Genomic DNA, 14,413 nt, shown 5'->3' with positions numbered 1-14,413 from the left:
TGCACTCTTTCACCATGTCGCTGCGTCATCAATTAAAAAATACTTCAGTCAAAGTATTTGAGATCATTCCACCGGCTGTTAAAACAAACCTGGGCAGGCTGGATAACCATCATGATCCGGTTGATAATGCTATGGATGTGAAAGAATTTGTTGAACAGGTGCTTCTTGTGATCGGGCAGGACCAGTATGAAAAAGGTATAGGCTTGGCCGAAGGCCTGGTGGCACAACGGGATGCATTGTTCGATATTATCAATTCTTAATCAGTTTTTCGTTTACACGAGCAGGCAGATTTTGCACGCTTATGGCCTAAAATAGCACAGCTATCGTCAAATCTGCGCGGATACTAATCGGAAGGAGGAATAAGCAGCCCGGCAAGTTAAAAGAATTATTTTAGCGGTCGTTAACCATTACAACATTCTTGCATGAAGCATTTTGTCATTTGTTTGACCTGGCTGTTTATTACCCTTCTGGCAAATGCCCAATCAATAACTGTTACGGGAAAGATAGTGACTAAAAGCGGACAGCCCGTACCCTTTGCCTCGGTTGTTATATTAAAAGACACAACTACCATAGCTGGCAAAATTGCCGACGAAAACGGCTCGTTCTTATTACAGCTTGAAAACGCCGGTACTTATACCATCAGGGTAACCCATGCGGCTTACGCAGCATTGCAGCAATCCATACAGGTAAACACCACATCGGAACCGGTCACGCTTATACTCAACACCACCAGCAATGATCTAAACACCGTAACAGTAACAGCCAAAAGATCATTCATTACCCGAAGAATAGACCGGGTGGTGATGAATGTGCAGGACAATGCCATTGCTACCGGCAAATCATCGCTCGATCTGTTTCGCCTGGCGCCAGGTGTATTTGTCAATAACGGTAACATCTCTATCAATGGCGTATGGGGCACGCGCGTAATGGTGAATGGCAGGATGCTTAACCTGCAGGGCGATGATCTGAAAAACTATCTCACGAACTTAAAATCAAGCGATATAAGATCTATCGAGATCATTGCGCATCCCCCTGCAGAGTATGATGCAGCAGGCAGCGGCGGCATCATCAATATAGTTATGAAAAAGAACAGCACCAGTGGCCTGAGCGGTTATGCGGGTGCTGATTACTACACAGGACTGGGAAAATATCCTGGCTATCTGCCTTACCTGAGCCTGAACTACCGGAAAAATAAAATTGGTTTCAGTGCTGGCTATACTTATGACTGGCATAAAGAGTTCGAAGAAATTACCCAGGACAGAACTTTCACCGATGGTGGCCTGTATCACTCCACGTCTTTTTCATCCACTGTATGGAATTCCAATACGGTGAAGCTTGGCGCCACTTACGACATTAGCCCCAAACAATACCTGGCTATTGATTATACAGGCCAGTTTGGCTGGAACCGCGACAGCACCCGTTCCCTTACCGACATCATTTATCCATCTAACCTTAAAAATACTTTTTCAACGGGTATATTCCCCACCTATAGCAAAACCAATTTCTCCAATATAGGATTGAATTATAGCGCTACTACCGACTCGTTGGGTTCTAAATTCACCCTTATTGCAGACTATACCCATAACGACCGCAAAAGCAGCAGTGGCACATATAGTCAAACAGCAGATCGCAACAACCTTTTGACAGATACGGCTTTCAATTTTCTATATCCCAGTATCGCCCGCATCTTCACCGCCGATGCCAAATTCAATAAAGTATTAAAACATGGTTTAAGCATAACCGTTGGCGGAAAAACCACCATCACCGATATTAACAACAAAAACGCTTACGAAGTATACAAAAACGGCGTGTGGAACAACAATGCCGTTCCCGGATTTAACTACCAGTACAGCGAAAAAATAATCGCCGGATTTACAAATATCAGTGGCGGCGCTGCCGGCGTGGAATACAAACTGGGACTTCGCGGTGAACAGAGTGATATTTCCGGTGAATTAACCGGGTCGCAGGATACAACCATCAACCGTCATTACTTCAACTTGTTCCCTTCGGCATTTATAACAAAAGACCTGGATAAGAAGAAGCAGCATTCACTGAACCTTTCCTACAACAAACGAATTAAACGACCTTCTTACTTTGAACTAAACCCTTACAAATACTTTATTGATAATTACAGCGTACAAACCGGTAACCCGTTTTTGAATCCGCAATTCACCCACTCCATAGAGTTGGGATATACCTTGAAAAAACAATACTATTTCGGAATAAGCTATGCGCAAACAAAAGATGTGATCAACCAGCTCGTCGAAAGCAGTCCCGACCAGAAACAGATGACGATCCTGCGCAAGAACACCGGCAGCAATACCGTATACACCGGTACCTTTGCCATACCTGTTACCATCGCAAGCTGGTGGAATACCAGCAACAATCTGCTGCTGACCTACACGCAATCTAAAGGACCGGAATTCAACCTCAAAAAAGTATCGTTTGTACTGCAAACCGAACAGGAGATCAGTCTGCCCCACGACATCGGAGTAAATCTGAACGCTTTTTACACACCGAATGTAGTACAGGCCAATATCATTACCGGCCGTATGGCGAGTGTTGACATTGGCCTGCAAAAGAAACTATGGAACAATAAGCTTACCGCCAAAGCAGCAGTCAGCGACATTTTTTACACCAATAACTTTACCGCTACCAGCTATTATAATGCATCCATCATTACCATCAGTCAAAAGGCTCAAACCCGTACGATGACGCTTTCGCTGGTGTACAATTTCAGCGCAGGGAAAAAATTCAGCACCAAACAACGGGGCAACAGCAATGCCGAAGAGAAAAGCAGGTTGAACTAAATGGCTGGCCGTCAGGTTTAATGTCATATAAACGATTAAATATTAACCGCCAACAATAAAGCGTGCATACCCTTCGTTACAAGGTAACCAAAAGCCCTAAACCCCGACCATGAATACCCTTGCCTGTAAAGGTTACCATAACCTTACACCTACACTACATAGATTATATTTTATAGAGTTCCTCATTGTATCCCTTTTTACATTCCCATTGAAAATGGAAACGCCAACGTTTTAAATGTATATAATCAATATTGCAAATGAACCTTCAATTTGTTACCTGTCATAGAAAACCAGAACGGTCCTTCTTTTGGAAAGGGAAACAGTTTCCGGTTTGTGCAAGATGTACAGGAATATACATGGGGTATCTTAGTTTCCCGGTATTCAATTTTGACCTGGTCACGCTGAGTTATTTACAAGGTTGCTTATTAATGTTACCCACTTTAATAGACGGCTTAACGCAGGCATTTATGCATCGGGAAAGCAACAATTTTATCCGGGTAACAACAGGTGTTTTAGCAGGCATAGGCGGAATGGCAATCGTTGTTAATATCGGAACTTCTATCGGCAACCTAATCTTAAAATAAAGAAAAAATGGAACAACAAGAACAATCATTCCTTGAAGAACCACAAGAAGAAAAACTGGGTCTTCCCCTTACAATCGTTTCTTTCTGTTTTCCCATTGTTGGTGCAATTTTGTTTTTTGTCAATAAAAGCAAAAGCCCGGCAAAGGCAAATACAGCTTGTTATGCTGCCCTGGCAGGTCTTGGTGTAGGCATTGTAATCAGAGTGCTTACAATGGCGGCAAGAGGCCACTAAAATCATACAATTTCTGTAAGTAATAGCCCTGGCAAATATCAATAATAGCTTCATCGTGGGTTTGTACCCAATGATGAAGCTATTTTTGTTTTAAAAATAAATTGCAAATATCTATAAAAGGATCGCTTTTCATTTGCCACACGTAACGAATGATAAAGGAAGGAGTTTACATCCTTGAGACTGCACATAAGCTGTCAGTGATGTTGAAGGGATAATAATTCCAACATCACTCATTTATTTTTATCGGTCTGTAACAGCTTCCAATGTCCTTCAGATACAACTTCAACGGCGCCGTCAGATATTTTAATAGCAGTTTGATCGTCTATCAAATAGGAGGGCACGGGTATTGTGGTAGCCAGTTTTTCCAGGTTGGCGAGGGAATTCTTTGGAAACATCTCATGGTCCAGATGCGGATGTATGGCAAAATCAAAAAGCCCCAGCGATCTATCGGTTTCAGGGGGAAGCGTATGGTTACCGAAGGTGGTTCCATAGCGGGTCATAATCATACTCCCTGCGCTCAGGCCCACGTAGATTGTCTTGTTCAATAGCGATGGAAGAAGGTCTGCCAGTCCGGACCGCTGCATCCAGTACGTTAGAAATTGACAATCACCGCCACCAACCAGCAAAGCGTCAGTCTCCTGGAGTATGGGCACCCAAACTTCCCGTTTGATGCTGAGCAATGCAGTAAGCTCGAACAATCCTAACGATTTCCAACCCAATTCGCAGAAGGGATCACCTAAAGACCCACAGATCACTCTTCGCGCTATGTCCCCACCATTGGGCAGGCCATATATCGCGGTAGGAACAAACAGGGCGCTCGCCGCTGCAACTGGTTTTCCCAGGAGGTCAACCAACGCGTTGTGGATGCTTGTGTTGCTGATGCCGGCGGAAGTGAGAAGAAGCTTCATAATTCTTTCTTTTGCATCATAATAATAACGATTTAAAGCCATTCACCGACACAATTTTTCTTCCTGTCGACACAACTTTCAACACCCAGAAAATCTCACCTACCTTTTACTTAGTAAATATCTCTATTGAGCCTTTAATAGTAAAAGTATTTCAATCCTGTTTATCGTTGCTACTTATGCGCCAAAATTTACCCAACTTAAAACAATGGTATGAAAAGAAAACAAATGGTGTTATTGATCTCAATTGTATCCGCATCGTTAATAGCAACAACTATTTCCTGCAAAAAGAAGAGCGATTCAGATTCGTCAACCTCAACATACGCCTCCACCGACTGTTCGTCTTTAAGTGGCGTAGCTAAAATTGTGTGCCTGGCAAATAACTTTCTATCCACCCTGTCATCCGCACAGCAATCACAAGTAGTGATAGCATTAACGCTTGCCAATGCCAAGCGTTGGTCTAATCTGCCCTGCGGGCTTTCCTGCAGGAATGGTATTCTTTTTAGCGCCCTAACCGATGCACAAAAGGCGGCAGCATTAGCGCTTATTCAGGCAGCATCAGGCACTGTTTCCAATGAAGGATATGAAGAATTTCAAACAATTCGTGCGGCCGATGACTATCTTGGTTTGTCTAATTCAGGGTATAGCTCAGGTAACTATGTAATTGCTTTTTTAGGCACCCCAGGCACAACAGGTAAATGGATGTTGCAATTTGGCGGCCATCACTATGCTCAAAATATTACCTATAATAATAGTGTGGTTACAAGTATTACGCCATTGCATGAAGCAGTTGAACCCAATGGTTCTTTCACGGTAAATGGCACAACGTATACAAGCCCTATGGCTACAGAATTGGCCGCTATGCGTGATATGCTTTCTACATGTACGTCTTCGGAATTGTCTTCTGCGAAAATATCAGGCACATTTTCAGATTGCTTAATGGTACCCGGATCAACGACCAATACATTCCCATCAACTAAACAAGGCATAAAAGTCAGCAGTCTGAGTTCGGCCGCTCAAACAAAAGTAATGACAGCCATTGCTGCCTGGGTGAATGATGTAGATCCCACAACGGCTGCAAGCTATTTAACCACTTATCAAAATGAGCTAGCCAATACCTATGTATGCTATGCTGCAAATTCAAGTGGCACTTCAGGTAGTGCCAGTTCATTTTTCACAACAAATACCGATTACGTACGTATCGACGGGCCGAGTGTCTGGATTGAGTTTGTTTGCCAAAATGGAGTAGTGATCTCCAATCAGATCCACTACCATACTGTAATGTGGGATCACAATCGTGATTATATCGGTTTATAACAGCAATAAGAAAAACCTGATGCATATTCCTCTTTTAAACAATAGCCGCTCACGGAGCATTTGGCGGCTATTGTTTCTCCCTTTTCTGTTTTGGCTGCCAGATCAATTGGCAGCACATCCCAGCCCTAACACACTTATTTTTTTGGATGTAAGTCCTAAAAAGGTAATGATGGAAGTTCAAATACCGATACCGGAGCTGGAATTAGCTTTCAAGCCTGGCCTTTCGAAAGAACCCGAAAAGCTGCTTGAACGATGGGAACCTCAACTCCGTGAATACCTGCTGGCGCATATCCATGCCTATAATCAAAAAAGCCGGCCGTGGGGAATTACAATAGAAAAGCTGTCGCTGTCGCATGGAAAATATCCGGACAGCAATATTTCTTACCAGGAAGTGACTGCATGGGTAAACCTGCTACCGCAAACCGGTGATGACACCCGTAATTTCTATCTGGATTACGATGTAATTATGCACCAGGTCATTAATCATGCTGCGTTGGTATCAGTTCGTAGTGACTGGGAAAATGGAGGCATGGAACAAAATAAGGAGGAAGTGCAGGCAATAACCTGGGACCTTCAGAACAATATAATTCCCCCCATGCAGGTGAATTTACAAAAAGGGAATTGGTGGACCGGATTTGTCAGTATGGTCAAACTGGGCATGCATCATATTTCCGAAGGAACCGATCATCTTATGTTTCTATTGGTTTTATTACTGCCTGCCACCTTACGGGTAAATAAAGGTAAATGGGATGGCTTTGGCGGAACACGTAACAGCCTATTCGGGCTGCTCAAAATTGTTACAGCCTTTACTATCGGGCATTCTGTAACCTTATTGCTGGGAGCAATTGGCTGGGTAAAACTGCCAACGCAACCAATTGAAATATTGATTGCCTTTTCAATCCTGGTTTCAGCAGTTCATGCACTGCGTCCATTGTTTCCGGGGAAAGAAATGTTTATTGCGGCAGGATTTGGTCTTGTTCATGGACTGGCATTTGCTTCTATTCTAACCAATCTTCACCTAGATGCAGGGTCAACAGCACTAAGCATTTTTGGTTTTAATATGGGCATAGAATTAATGCAGCTTTTTGTAGTTGCCATTACAGTGCCCTGGTTGATTATTTTAAGTAAAAAAACGATCTATACACCTGTTCGTATTACGGGCGCCATATTTGCTTCACTGGCCGCAATAGTATGGATCATTCAACGGATATGACCATACAAAAAAACAAACCCCATCCCGGCTTAACCGGTATGGGGTTATTGACTATTATTTATTGAACCACTTCCTGTTTTTCCTGCCATTCAAAATTACCTGTTCTTTTAGCGATCAGCCAACGGTTATTCTCATAAACATACTCATCCTGGTAAACAGCCCCGATGGTGGTTTTCATTTTTTTACCGTTCTCCATCCCGATCAATGTGATCATACAGTAAGAGATACCGGTAGCGTTATCGCCATTTATAGTAACCTGCTGCTGCCCATTAAAATGGTAAACAGTATTAAAGTTTTTAAGAAAATCCACAAAAGCTGTTTCCATGGCTTTCCGGCCTTTCAACCCCAGAATTAAAGTGCCTCCCGCAAAAGTTTCCGACGTTGCATTTTCAGCGAATAACTGCACCTGGGCGTGCACCTCTTTCTTATCAGCCAACATGGAAACCCTATCAATCAGTTCTTTGAGGGCAGCCTTATCTGCCATTTCTTTACTATTCATGTTTGTGCCTTTGTTGAAATTGTAATTATGGAGCTCACGCGACCGTGAGAACGATTTTCCCCTGTATATGCCCATGGGCGGCTCGTTCGTGCGCCGTTTGGGCATCAGCAAGCGGGAAGGTGCTGTCGATTGCCACACGAATTGTTCCGGCATCGAGCAAGCGTCCCAATTCTGCCAATTGCAGGCCGTTCGAACGCACCTGGGTCATCGAGACGGTGACCCCTTGCTGTGCAGCCTCTTCCGCGTCGGAGAAGCCCAGGAACACCGGGAATAAAGCGCCGCCCTGCCTGAGCGTGCGCAAAAAACGACCGGTTGTAGAGCCGCCAAGGGTATCGAGAACGAGATCAACTTCACGCGCCACATCCTCAGGAGGACGCTTTGTGTAATCAATGAATTCATCGGCGCCAAGCTCATGCAGGAACGACTCATGCTTGCCCGATGCCACTGCAATAACCTGCGCACCCCTCCATTTTGCCAGTTGCACTGCGAAGTGCCCAACGCCACCCGCTGCACCATTAACGAGTACCCTTTTGCCATTGATGGGCACCGGGCGATGCATGTCCGGTTGAAGCGGGTTCTGTACATTATGTCCCAGTTCTATCAGGAACTGCCAGGCGGTGAGACCCGCCATTGGCACCCCAGCAGCATACACGTGATCGATGCCAACAGGCTTGCGCGCCAGGTCCGATGCAGGCGCAGTTACATATTCCGCATAAGCAGCGCTCTCCCCAAAGCTTGGAAACCGGATCATCCCGAAAACCTCATCACCGACGGAAAAGTCCTGCACATCAATAGCAACGGCTTCTACCACCCCGGATACATCCGATCCGGGAATGATAGGGAAGGGCATTGACGGCCTCCACTCAGGCGGAAGCATTTTATATCCGTCACGCAAATACCAATCAGGAGGATTGATGCCAATTGCATGAACGCGAATGAGCACCTCTCCGGGCTTCAGCGCCGGAAGCGGCGCATCCTCATAACGTAATACCTCAGGGCCTCCGAACTCGTGCAGCCGGATCGCCTTCATCATTTCAGGTTTTTTCATTTTATTGTAGTTTTATCCTGTTAAGTCAGGAATTCATTATGATAGCAGAAAAAGATTGGGTGGCAGGCAGGCAGATCTATAGCAGGCTACTACAGTAGCGCTACTTTAATTTCGCCGAAAACTAATTATAGGTGAACCTTCCGCTTCAGCGGTCAATTAAAGGACTTTCTAAAAACGTTTGGTGAAAGATTGGTATGACGCTTAAATAGCTTATTAAAAGACTGCGGATGCTCAAAACCCAGTTGGTAGGCAACTTCTGAAATATTGAGCCGGGTAGTGCTTAAGATCTCTTTAGCTCTTTCTATTAAACGGTCATGGATATGCTGCTGTGCACTTTGTCCGGTTAATGACTTGAGCATATCTGTCAAATATCTTGGTGAAACGTTAAGATGCTTAGCCACTTCAAGCACTGTTGGGATTCCGTCCTGCTGGTCAGCAAAACGACCTGTCAGATAAGTATCCATTTCATTTACTATGTCATCATTAATAGCCTTTCGGGTAAGGAATTGCCGGTTGTAAAAACGGTTGCTGTAATTAAGCAACAATTCGATCTGGGAAACCAGCACATCCTGACTAAATGCATCGATATTATTTTCTAACTCGGCAGCAATATTTTCAAATAAAGCTGCAATTACTTTTTTCTCTTTGTCTGAAAGGAATAACGCTTCGCTTACCGCATAAGAGAAGAAACCATACTGATGAATGTTCTTTCCCAACTGATAATTCCGTATAAAGTCAGGATGAAAGTAAAGTACATAACCGTCATTGCAGCTCTCCTCGCCCGACGTTGTTACCAGTTGATTAGGCGCTAAAAACGCCAGGCCACCTCCCTCAAAGTCATAATAGCCCTGTCCATATTTTATCTGGCCTCTAAAATCCTTCTTAAAAGAGACCTTATAAAAGTTAATCAGCAACTTACGCCCGCTGATAGCGGGGTTGAGTCGATTTATATCATAGTTCACCAATGCTATCAAAGGATGCACTGGCTCAGGCATATTCATATCCCGCATTAACTGAGAGATATTTTTATAAACGCTGGGCGGTGATATAGGTTTCATAACTTAGGCAAAATTAAGATTAATACTACGATGTCGTTTTTCGTAGTACAAAGGTCAGTAAAGGCAGCCATGAAAAGTTAGCCTTACCTGTTAAAAATGTAGTCAGAATCGCTGCTTATGCCCTTTTCTGGCTATCACTCTTTGATCTTAATCGTTCCTTGCCTCTATAAGTCCTTTAACTGTTAATTGAGGGGTACTATCTGGGGCGCTTCATCCCCAAACTTAATTTTTACAGTCAGGTTAAATGGAGCGTAATATTGCGCAATGATCTTGCGGATCCTGTCTTTGCTTTGCTCGCGATAGGTACTGTTCTTTTCAACTTCCTGGCGGGAGGTGGTGTACAGCTTTTTTTGTACATCGATATACGTTTCATCGTCGGAGAACATGAACCAGCCTTTCTTGTTGGCCGTTTCCATCTGGTCAAGGCGCAGCTCATAGCTCAGGAGTTGCGTGGCAGGTAAAGACACCAGGACTTCTTTTTCACCCACCGCCACTTTAAAGTTCTGTTCGTTAACATTCACCCCAAACTTGGCGGTGTAAGGTACGGTTACCCATATCGTATTTTCCGCAAACATTTTACGCATGTTATCTTCCCAGCCACCATCGTTCGTGAGGTTGCTTCTTTTAATGGTGGCCGTTCCCTGTACTTCCAGACTGGCGAGCTCCGCAATTTCGCGAACGATCAGGCTGTTAGCAAGCGTTTTCTCATTAACTATCCGCGCGCCGGAGCGTTGGCCCAGCCAAAACACCAGTACAATAGTCAATACCAATACGAGCCAGATGATCAGTTTCTTCATAGAATGAATTTTTTAGTTGTTTCCGTTCTTAATCGACAATTCCTTAAAGGTTGTTGCCTCCACTTACAAAAATCGGCAAATTATGATCAAATTATTGAAACAGGAAGACCTGTTTATAGCAGGATCAACATTCATCATTTTTCATTATCTTCAGTTCCCCACCGTACCTGCCAGGCATCAAACAGGAAAAAATAAAAAATCATATGTTAACACGAAGAGCTGTACCACATATTGTGGTCGCAATAGTTGCTATCCTTTCTGCAATCGACATAAAAGCTCAGGTAAACAATAATTTCAGTCCGCAATTCTATACCAACGGAAAGGGAGATACTCTTTTTTATCGCCAGCTAAATCCCGATGCTAACCCCAGGCGGCATTATCCGCTGCTGATCTTTCTCCATGGATCCGGCGAACGTGGTTCTGATAATGCCGCACAGCTGAAATGGGGTGTGATGAATTTTGCAACCGAACAAAATCTACTGAAATATCCTGCAGTCATTATCACGCCACAATGCCCTGCAAACACAAGCTGGGCAGACCCGGGCCGCGATCGGTCTGCCATCACTGCGCCACTTTCTCCCAGTCCTACTAAAACAATGACGCTTTTATTGGCCCTGATTAAAAAGTTTAAGGCCGAAGGGCAAATTGACACTTCCCGCATCTATATTACCGGACTTTCAATGGGCGGTTTCGGAACCTTTGATGCTATTGAGCGCGAGCCTGATCTTTTCGCCGCAGCAGTGCCCGTTTGTGGTGGTGGCGACCCGGCAAAGGCGTCGTCTCTCGTAAAATTGCCCATCTGGATTTTTACAGGATCAGAAGACCCTGCTGTTAACCCGGAATTTTCACTCAATATGTTGCAGGCACTATGGAAAGGTGGCGCGCGACCGGGCTTTACCATGCTGCCAGAAGTAGGTCACTTTTCCTGGCTCGGCGCTTATACGGACCCGCTTATGATTGAATGGCTTTTCCGGCAGCATAAGTAAGACTGTAAAATATTCTCATTTATTTTTATTGTAATCCTCTGCATAAAAGCGGTAATAAAAAGCATATGTACCTGATAAAAAAAACAGTTGCTTTTCTATGCGTATATGTTTTGACAACAAATTGTTTTGCTCAAAACACTGTTTATCTGCCTCAGAAGATTTCCGTTGCCGCATTAAAAGCAGATTTCCTGTTGCTTCGTGATACCTTACAAAAAATTCATCCTGGCATATACAGGTATAAAAGCAGCACGATTATCAGCCATATATTCGATAGCTGCTACAACTCCATACAGGACAATATGACCGTACCACAATTTTTTATGCTTATCAATTTTGCCATTGCCGCTATGGAAGATGGACATAGCAATAGCAGGATGGCCAAACAAGTCATGAAAGATTATATAAACAATACCAAACTATTTCCGGCTATGGTTATGTTTATACATAACCGTGCCTTTATCTATTGCTGCAATCAAAATATTTCCCTGGCCGGTGCTGAGCTGACATCGATCAACAACCAGCCTATACAACAGATCGTACAGCGCTCATTTGCTTACATTCCGTCAGACGCGGACATACAATCACGTAAAAACTGGGAATTAAACGAAAATTTCCCTTTCTTTTATCCGCTGTTGCATGAAGCGGTTGATAAATTCAACATTACCTACAAAAATGAAAATGGAGCGCTTAAAAAAGCCACATTACAACCCGACGTATTTCAAAATATAAATTGTCCGGCGCCTTTTAAACGACCTGAGAAATACCTGCAGTTAACTTATAAGCCGGGTAATATTGCAGTACTTGGGATTAAAACCTTTCTGGATGATTTTTTACAGCAAACCGGTGAAAATTTCAACCGCTTTTTAGACTCAGCTTTTACTGACATCCGCAATAAAAACGTTACAAAACTGCTGATCGATATCCGGGGCAATCAGGGAGGCAATGACGGCAATGGAGCGTTGCTGTACGCATACCTTACTCAACAACCTTTTATGTACTATGCAAGCCAGGAAACTGTCAGCGGTAAATTTGCACCCGATGACAACCATCCAAATTTAAAATGGCAGCAACCCAAACAAAACAGCTTTGCAGGCAAGGTTTATATCCTGGCAGACGGCCATAGCTTTTCAGCCAGTGCAGAATTTTCAGCGATAGCCAGAAGCAACAAAAGAGCGTTGTTTTTGGGAGAGGAAGCTGGCGGGGGATACTATGGCAATACATCCGGCAACGAATTATTCATCACCCTGCCCAATAGCCAGCTTAGCTGCAGAATACCTTTGGTAAAATATACATCGGCTGTTAAGAAAAATGCCAATAAAGGCAACAGTATTTTGCCGGAATACCCTATTTACCAAACGATATTTGATTTTATCAACCATACCGATAGCCAGCTAGACCGTGCGCTGGTAATTGTTGGGCAAAATCAGAAACAGTAGGTCGATTAACTCATATATCAGCCACCAGTAGCCTCGTTTTATTTTGCATCAAAGGCCACCATCCATTGAATGCCATATTTGTCTGCAAACATTCCAAAATAGGAACCAAAAGGACCGTCAGTAATGGGCATTTCTATTTTCCCTCCTTCAGCAAGTCCATTAAATAATTTGTCCGCTTCTTCACGACTTTCTGCAGTAATTGATATAGTATTTCTGTTGTCGTTTTCCGTTACTTGTCCCATAATTTCTAAAACGTCACTCCCCATTAACACATTACTTTTACCGATTGGCAAGGCAATATGCATAAGTCTGTTTGCATCATTTTCAGCTACTGGATATTCTGGGCTTGACAAGTCTTTGTAACGCATAATTTTTGCGAACTCTCCGCCAAATACTGATCTGTAAAATGTAAATGCTTCTTCAGCATTTCCGTTAAAGTGAATATAAGGATTGATAAATGCCATAAAAGAGTGGTTTCTCCAAATGTAAGCCGCCGTCACTAAACTCGTCGGGGGATAAAACGACTATTTGAGGGGGCAAATGTGCCTTAATTGAATCGAACCAGTCCTAGAAATTTATTGGAAATTCAGCAATTACGCATGCGCTAAACGTTTAATATACCGTATTTGGTTTGTAAGTGCCTGGTGCTGGCATTTATCTTGCAAGGGTGTAAAATGAAAACGATTAAGATTGTTGGAGCCAGGCAGAATAATTTAAAAAATATAACTTTAGAAATTCCAAAGAACCAAATAACCGTCTTTACCGGCGTTTCCGGTTCAGGAAAATCATCCCTTGTTTTTGAAACCATTGGCGCCGAAGCACAACGCCAGATCAACGAAACACAGAACAGTTTTGTGAGGAATCGCTTAACGCATTTGGGGGTTGCAGATGTAGATAAAATTGAGCATCTGAACGTTCCTGTTATCATCAATCAAAAGCGCTTGGGCGGCAATGCCCGCTCAACCGTGGGAACGGCAACAGATATCTATGCCTCGTTGCGGTTATTATTTTCCAGAATGGGAAGGCCCTTTGTTGGTTATTCAAATGTATTTTCCTTTAATCATCCACAAGGAATGTGTCCTGTATGCGAAGGCCTTGGCTATACGCAAAAAATAAATATTGATTCCCTGATAGACAAAAATAAATCCTTAAATGAAGGCGCTATCTTATTTCCAACTTTTCAACCGGGTGGTTACCGATGGATAAGATATGTACACGCCGGCTATTTTGACAATGATAAAAAACTTAAGGATTATACAGAAGAAGAATGGAATTTGTTGTTATATGCCAACGAGCATAAACCCAAAAACCCCACTAATAAGTGGGGAAAAACAATGCTTTATAAAGGCATAATTCCACGAATGGAAAGCGATATTTTGAAGAAAGATTCTAAAGAGCACAATCTGAGAAAGAGAGATCTACAAAAGATCATAACGGCTGAAGTTTGTCCGTGCTGTTATGGTAAACGATTAAATGACCAGATCCTATCCTGCAAAATTGAGGATAAAAATATTGCCGATTGTGCTTC

Annotated in this window: 13 protein-coding genes and 2 pseudogenes; 9 read left to right on the top strand and 6 right to left on the bottom strand. The window is 43.3% G+C overall.

The features are described 5' to 3' along the window. The 4 genes and pseudogenes from ACJ751_RS15625 to ACJ751_RS15610 all read left to right on the top strand — a co-directional run. Positions 1-260 (top strand): annotated as a pseudogene (locus ACJ751_RS15625) (short-chain dehydrogenase); the annotation flags it as partial. Between the two features lie 162 nt (positions 261-422). Next, the gene (locus ACJ751_RS15620; RefSeq protein WP_407746433.1) at positions 423-2,810 is read left to right on the top strand and encodes an outer membrane beta-barrel protein; all 2,388 of its coding nucleotides are present in this window, start codon (positions 423-425) and stop codon (positions 2,808-2,810) included. 257 nt (positions 2,811-3,067) lie between these two features. Next, positions 3,068-3,394, top strand: a complete 327-nt coding sequence (locus tag ACJ751_RS15615) for a DUF2085 domain-containing protein (RefSeq protein ID WP_407746432.1) — start codon at positions 3,068-3,070, stop codon at positions 3,392-3,394. A gap of 7 nt (positions 3,395-3,401) precedes the next feature. Continuing rightward, positions 3,402-3,626, top strand: coding sequence for a hypothetical protein (locus tag ACJ751_RS15610; RefSeq protein ID WP_407746431.1), 225 nt, complete (start codon positions 3,402-3,404; stop codon positions 3,624-3,626). A 230-nt stretch (positions 3,627-3,856) separates the two neighbouring features. Here the strand turns inward: ACJ751_RS15610 and ACJ751_RS15605 are convergent, their stop codons facing one another. Beyond that, positions 3,857-4,534 carry a Type 1 glutamine amidotransferase-like domain-containing protein gene (locus ACJ751_RS15605; RefSeq protein ID WP_407746430.1) on the bottom strand — a complete coding sequence of 226 codons (678 nt, stop codon included), beginning with the start codon at positions 4,532-4,534 and terminating at the stop codon, positions 3,857-3,859. A 210-nt stretch (positions 4,535-4,744) separates the two neighbouring features. Between ACJ751_RS15605 and ACJ751_RS15600 the strand changes: the two genes are divergently transcribed. Both ACJ751_RS15600 and ACJ751_RS15595 read left to right on the top strand, forming a co-directional pair. After that, a complete protein-coding gene (locus ACJ751_RS15600; protein WP_407746429.1) occupies positions 4,745-5,848 on the top strand; it encodes a DUF3500 domain-containing protein in 1,104 nt (367 codons plus the stop codon). 169 nt (positions 5,849-6,017) lie between these two features. After that, positions 6,018-7,061, top strand: coding sequence for a HupE/UreJ family protein (locus ACJ751_RS15595; RefSeq protein ID WP_407746428.1), 1,044 nt, complete (start codon positions 6,018-6,020; stop codon positions 7,059-7,061). A 58-nt stretch (positions 7,062-7,119) separates the two neighbouring features. On the opposite strand, the gene ACJ751_RS15590 is transcribed toward ACJ751_RS15595, so the two are convergent. From ACJ751_RS15590 to ACJ751_RS15575, 4 genes are all read right to left on the bottom strand, one after another. Further along, entirely contained in the window at positions 7,120-7,560 is a 441-nt protein-coding gene (locus ACJ751_RS15590; RefSeq protein ID WP_407746427.1) for a nuclear transport factor 2 family protein, read from the bottom strand. Positions 7,561-7,594: 34 nt separating this feature from the next. Beyond that, positions 7,595-8,608 (bottom strand): NADP-dependent oxidoreductase, encoded by a 1,014-nt coding sequence (locus ACJ751_RS15585; RefSeq protein ID WP_407746426.1) that lies wholly within the window; start codon positions 8,606-8,608, stop codon positions 7,595-7,597. A 152-nt stretch (positions 8,609-8,760) separates the two neighbouring features. Then, complete coding sequence (locus ACJ751_RS15580) at positions 8,761-9,666, bottom strand: helix-turn-helix domain-containing protein (protein ID WP_407746425.1); 906 nt, start codon at positions 9,664-9,666, stop codon at positions 8,761-8,763. A 182-nt stretch (positions 9,667-9,848) separates the two neighbouring features. Beyond that, positions 9,849-10,463, bottom strand: a complete 615-nt coding sequence (locus ACJ751_RS15575; RefSeq protein ID WP_407746424.1) for a DUF4230 domain-containing protein — start codon at positions 10,461-10,463, stop codon at positions 9,849-9,851. A 203-nt stretch (positions 10,464-10,666) separates the two neighbouring features. On the opposite strand from ACJ751_RS15575, the gene ACJ751_RS15570 reads away from it, so the two are divergent. After that, positions 10,667-11,449, top strand: a complete 783-nt coding sequence (locus ACJ751_RS15570; protein WP_407746423.1) for a prolyl oligopeptidase family serine peptidase — start codon at positions 10,667-10,669, stop codon at positions 11,447-11,449. Positions 11,450-11,514: 65 nt separating this feature from the next. After that, a complete protein-coding gene (locus tag ACJ751_RS15565) occupies positions 11,515-12,885 on the top strand; it encodes a S41 family peptidase (RefSeq protein ID WP_407746422.1) in 1,371 nt (456 codons plus the stop codon). 38 nt (positions 12,886-12,923) lie between these two features. On the opposite strand, the gene ACJ751_RS15560 is transcribed toward ACJ751_RS15565, so the two are convergent. Beyond that, on the bottom strand, positions 12,924-13,349 hold the full coding sequence (locus tag ACJ751_RS15560) for a VOC family protein (protein WP_407746421.1): 426 nt from the start codon (positions 13,347-13,349) through the stop codon (positions 12,924-12,926). A gap of 210 nt (positions 13,350-13,559) precedes the next feature. Between ACJ751_RS15560 and ACJ751_RS15555 the strand changes: the two are divergent. After that, positions 13,560-14,413 (top strand): annotated as a pseudogene (locus ACJ751_RS15555) (excinuclease ABC subunit UvrA); the annotation flags it as partial.

Source organism: Niastella sp. (assembly GCF_045805085.1).
GTDB lineage: Bacteria > Bacteroidota > Bacteroidia > Chitinophagales > Chitinophagaceae > Niastella.
The sequence above is the reverse complement of the archived record's forward strand: the minus strand, read 5'-3'. Positions and strand labels throughout refer to the sequence as shown.

What these genes read in the sequence shown, in the direction of transcription:
- ACJ751_RS15620 (WP_407746433.1), top strand. Translation starts at nt 423, where the DNA reads ATGAAGCATTTTGTCATTTGTTTGACCTGGCTGTTTATTACCCTTCTG.
- ACJ751_RS15615 (WP_407746432.1), top strand. Translation starts at nt 3,068, where the DNA reads ATGAACCTTCAATTTGTTACCTGTCATAGAAAACCAGAACGGTCCTTC.
- ACJ751_RS15610 (WP_407746431.1), top strand. Translation starts at nt 3,402, where the DNA reads ATGGAACAACAAGAACAATCATTCCTTGAAGAACCACAAGAAGAAAAA.
- ACJ751_RS15605 (WP_407746430.1), bottom strand. Translation starts at nt 4,534, where the DNA reads ATGAAGCTTCTTCTCACTTCCGCCGGCATCAGCAACACAAGCATCCAC.
- ACJ751_RS15600 (WP_407746429.1), top strand. Translation starts at nt 4,745, where the DNA reads ATGAAAAGAAAACAAATGGTGTTATTGATCTCAATTGTATCCGCATCG.
- ACJ751_RS15595 (WP_407746428.1), top strand. Translation starts at nt 6,018, where the DNA reads ATGGAAGTTCAAATACCGATACCGGAGCTGGAATTAGCTTTCAAGCCT.
- ACJ751_RS15590 (WP_407746427.1), bottom strand. Translation starts at nt 7,560, where the DNA reads ATGAATAGTAAAGAAATGGCAGATAAGGCTGCCCTCAAAGAACTGATT.
- ACJ751_RS15585 (WP_407746426.1), bottom strand. Translation starts at nt 8,608, where the DNA reads ATGAAAAAACCTGAAATGATGAAGGCGATCCGGCTGCACGAGTTCGGA.
- ACJ751_RS15580 (WP_407746425.1), bottom strand. Translation starts at nt 9,666, where the DNA reads ATGAAACCTATATCACCGCCCAGCGTTTATAAAAATATCTCTCAGTTA.
- ACJ751_RS15575 (WP_407746424.1), bottom strand. Translation starts at nt 10,463, where the DNA reads ATGAAGAAACTGATCATCTGGCTCGTATTGGTATTGACTATTGTACTG.
- ACJ751_RS15570 (WP_407746423.1), top strand. Translation starts at nt 10,667, where the DNA reads ATGTTAACACGAAGAGCTGTACCACATATTGTGGTCGCAATAGTTGCT.
- ACJ751_RS15565 (WP_407746422.1), top strand. Translation starts at nt 11,515, where the DNA reads ATGTACCTGATAAAAAAAACAGTTGCTTTTCTATGCGTATATGTTTTG.
- ACJ751_RS15560 (WP_407746421.1), bottom strand. Translation starts at nt 13,349, where the DNA reads ATGGCATTTATCAATCCTTATATTCACTTTAACGGAAATGCTGAAGAA.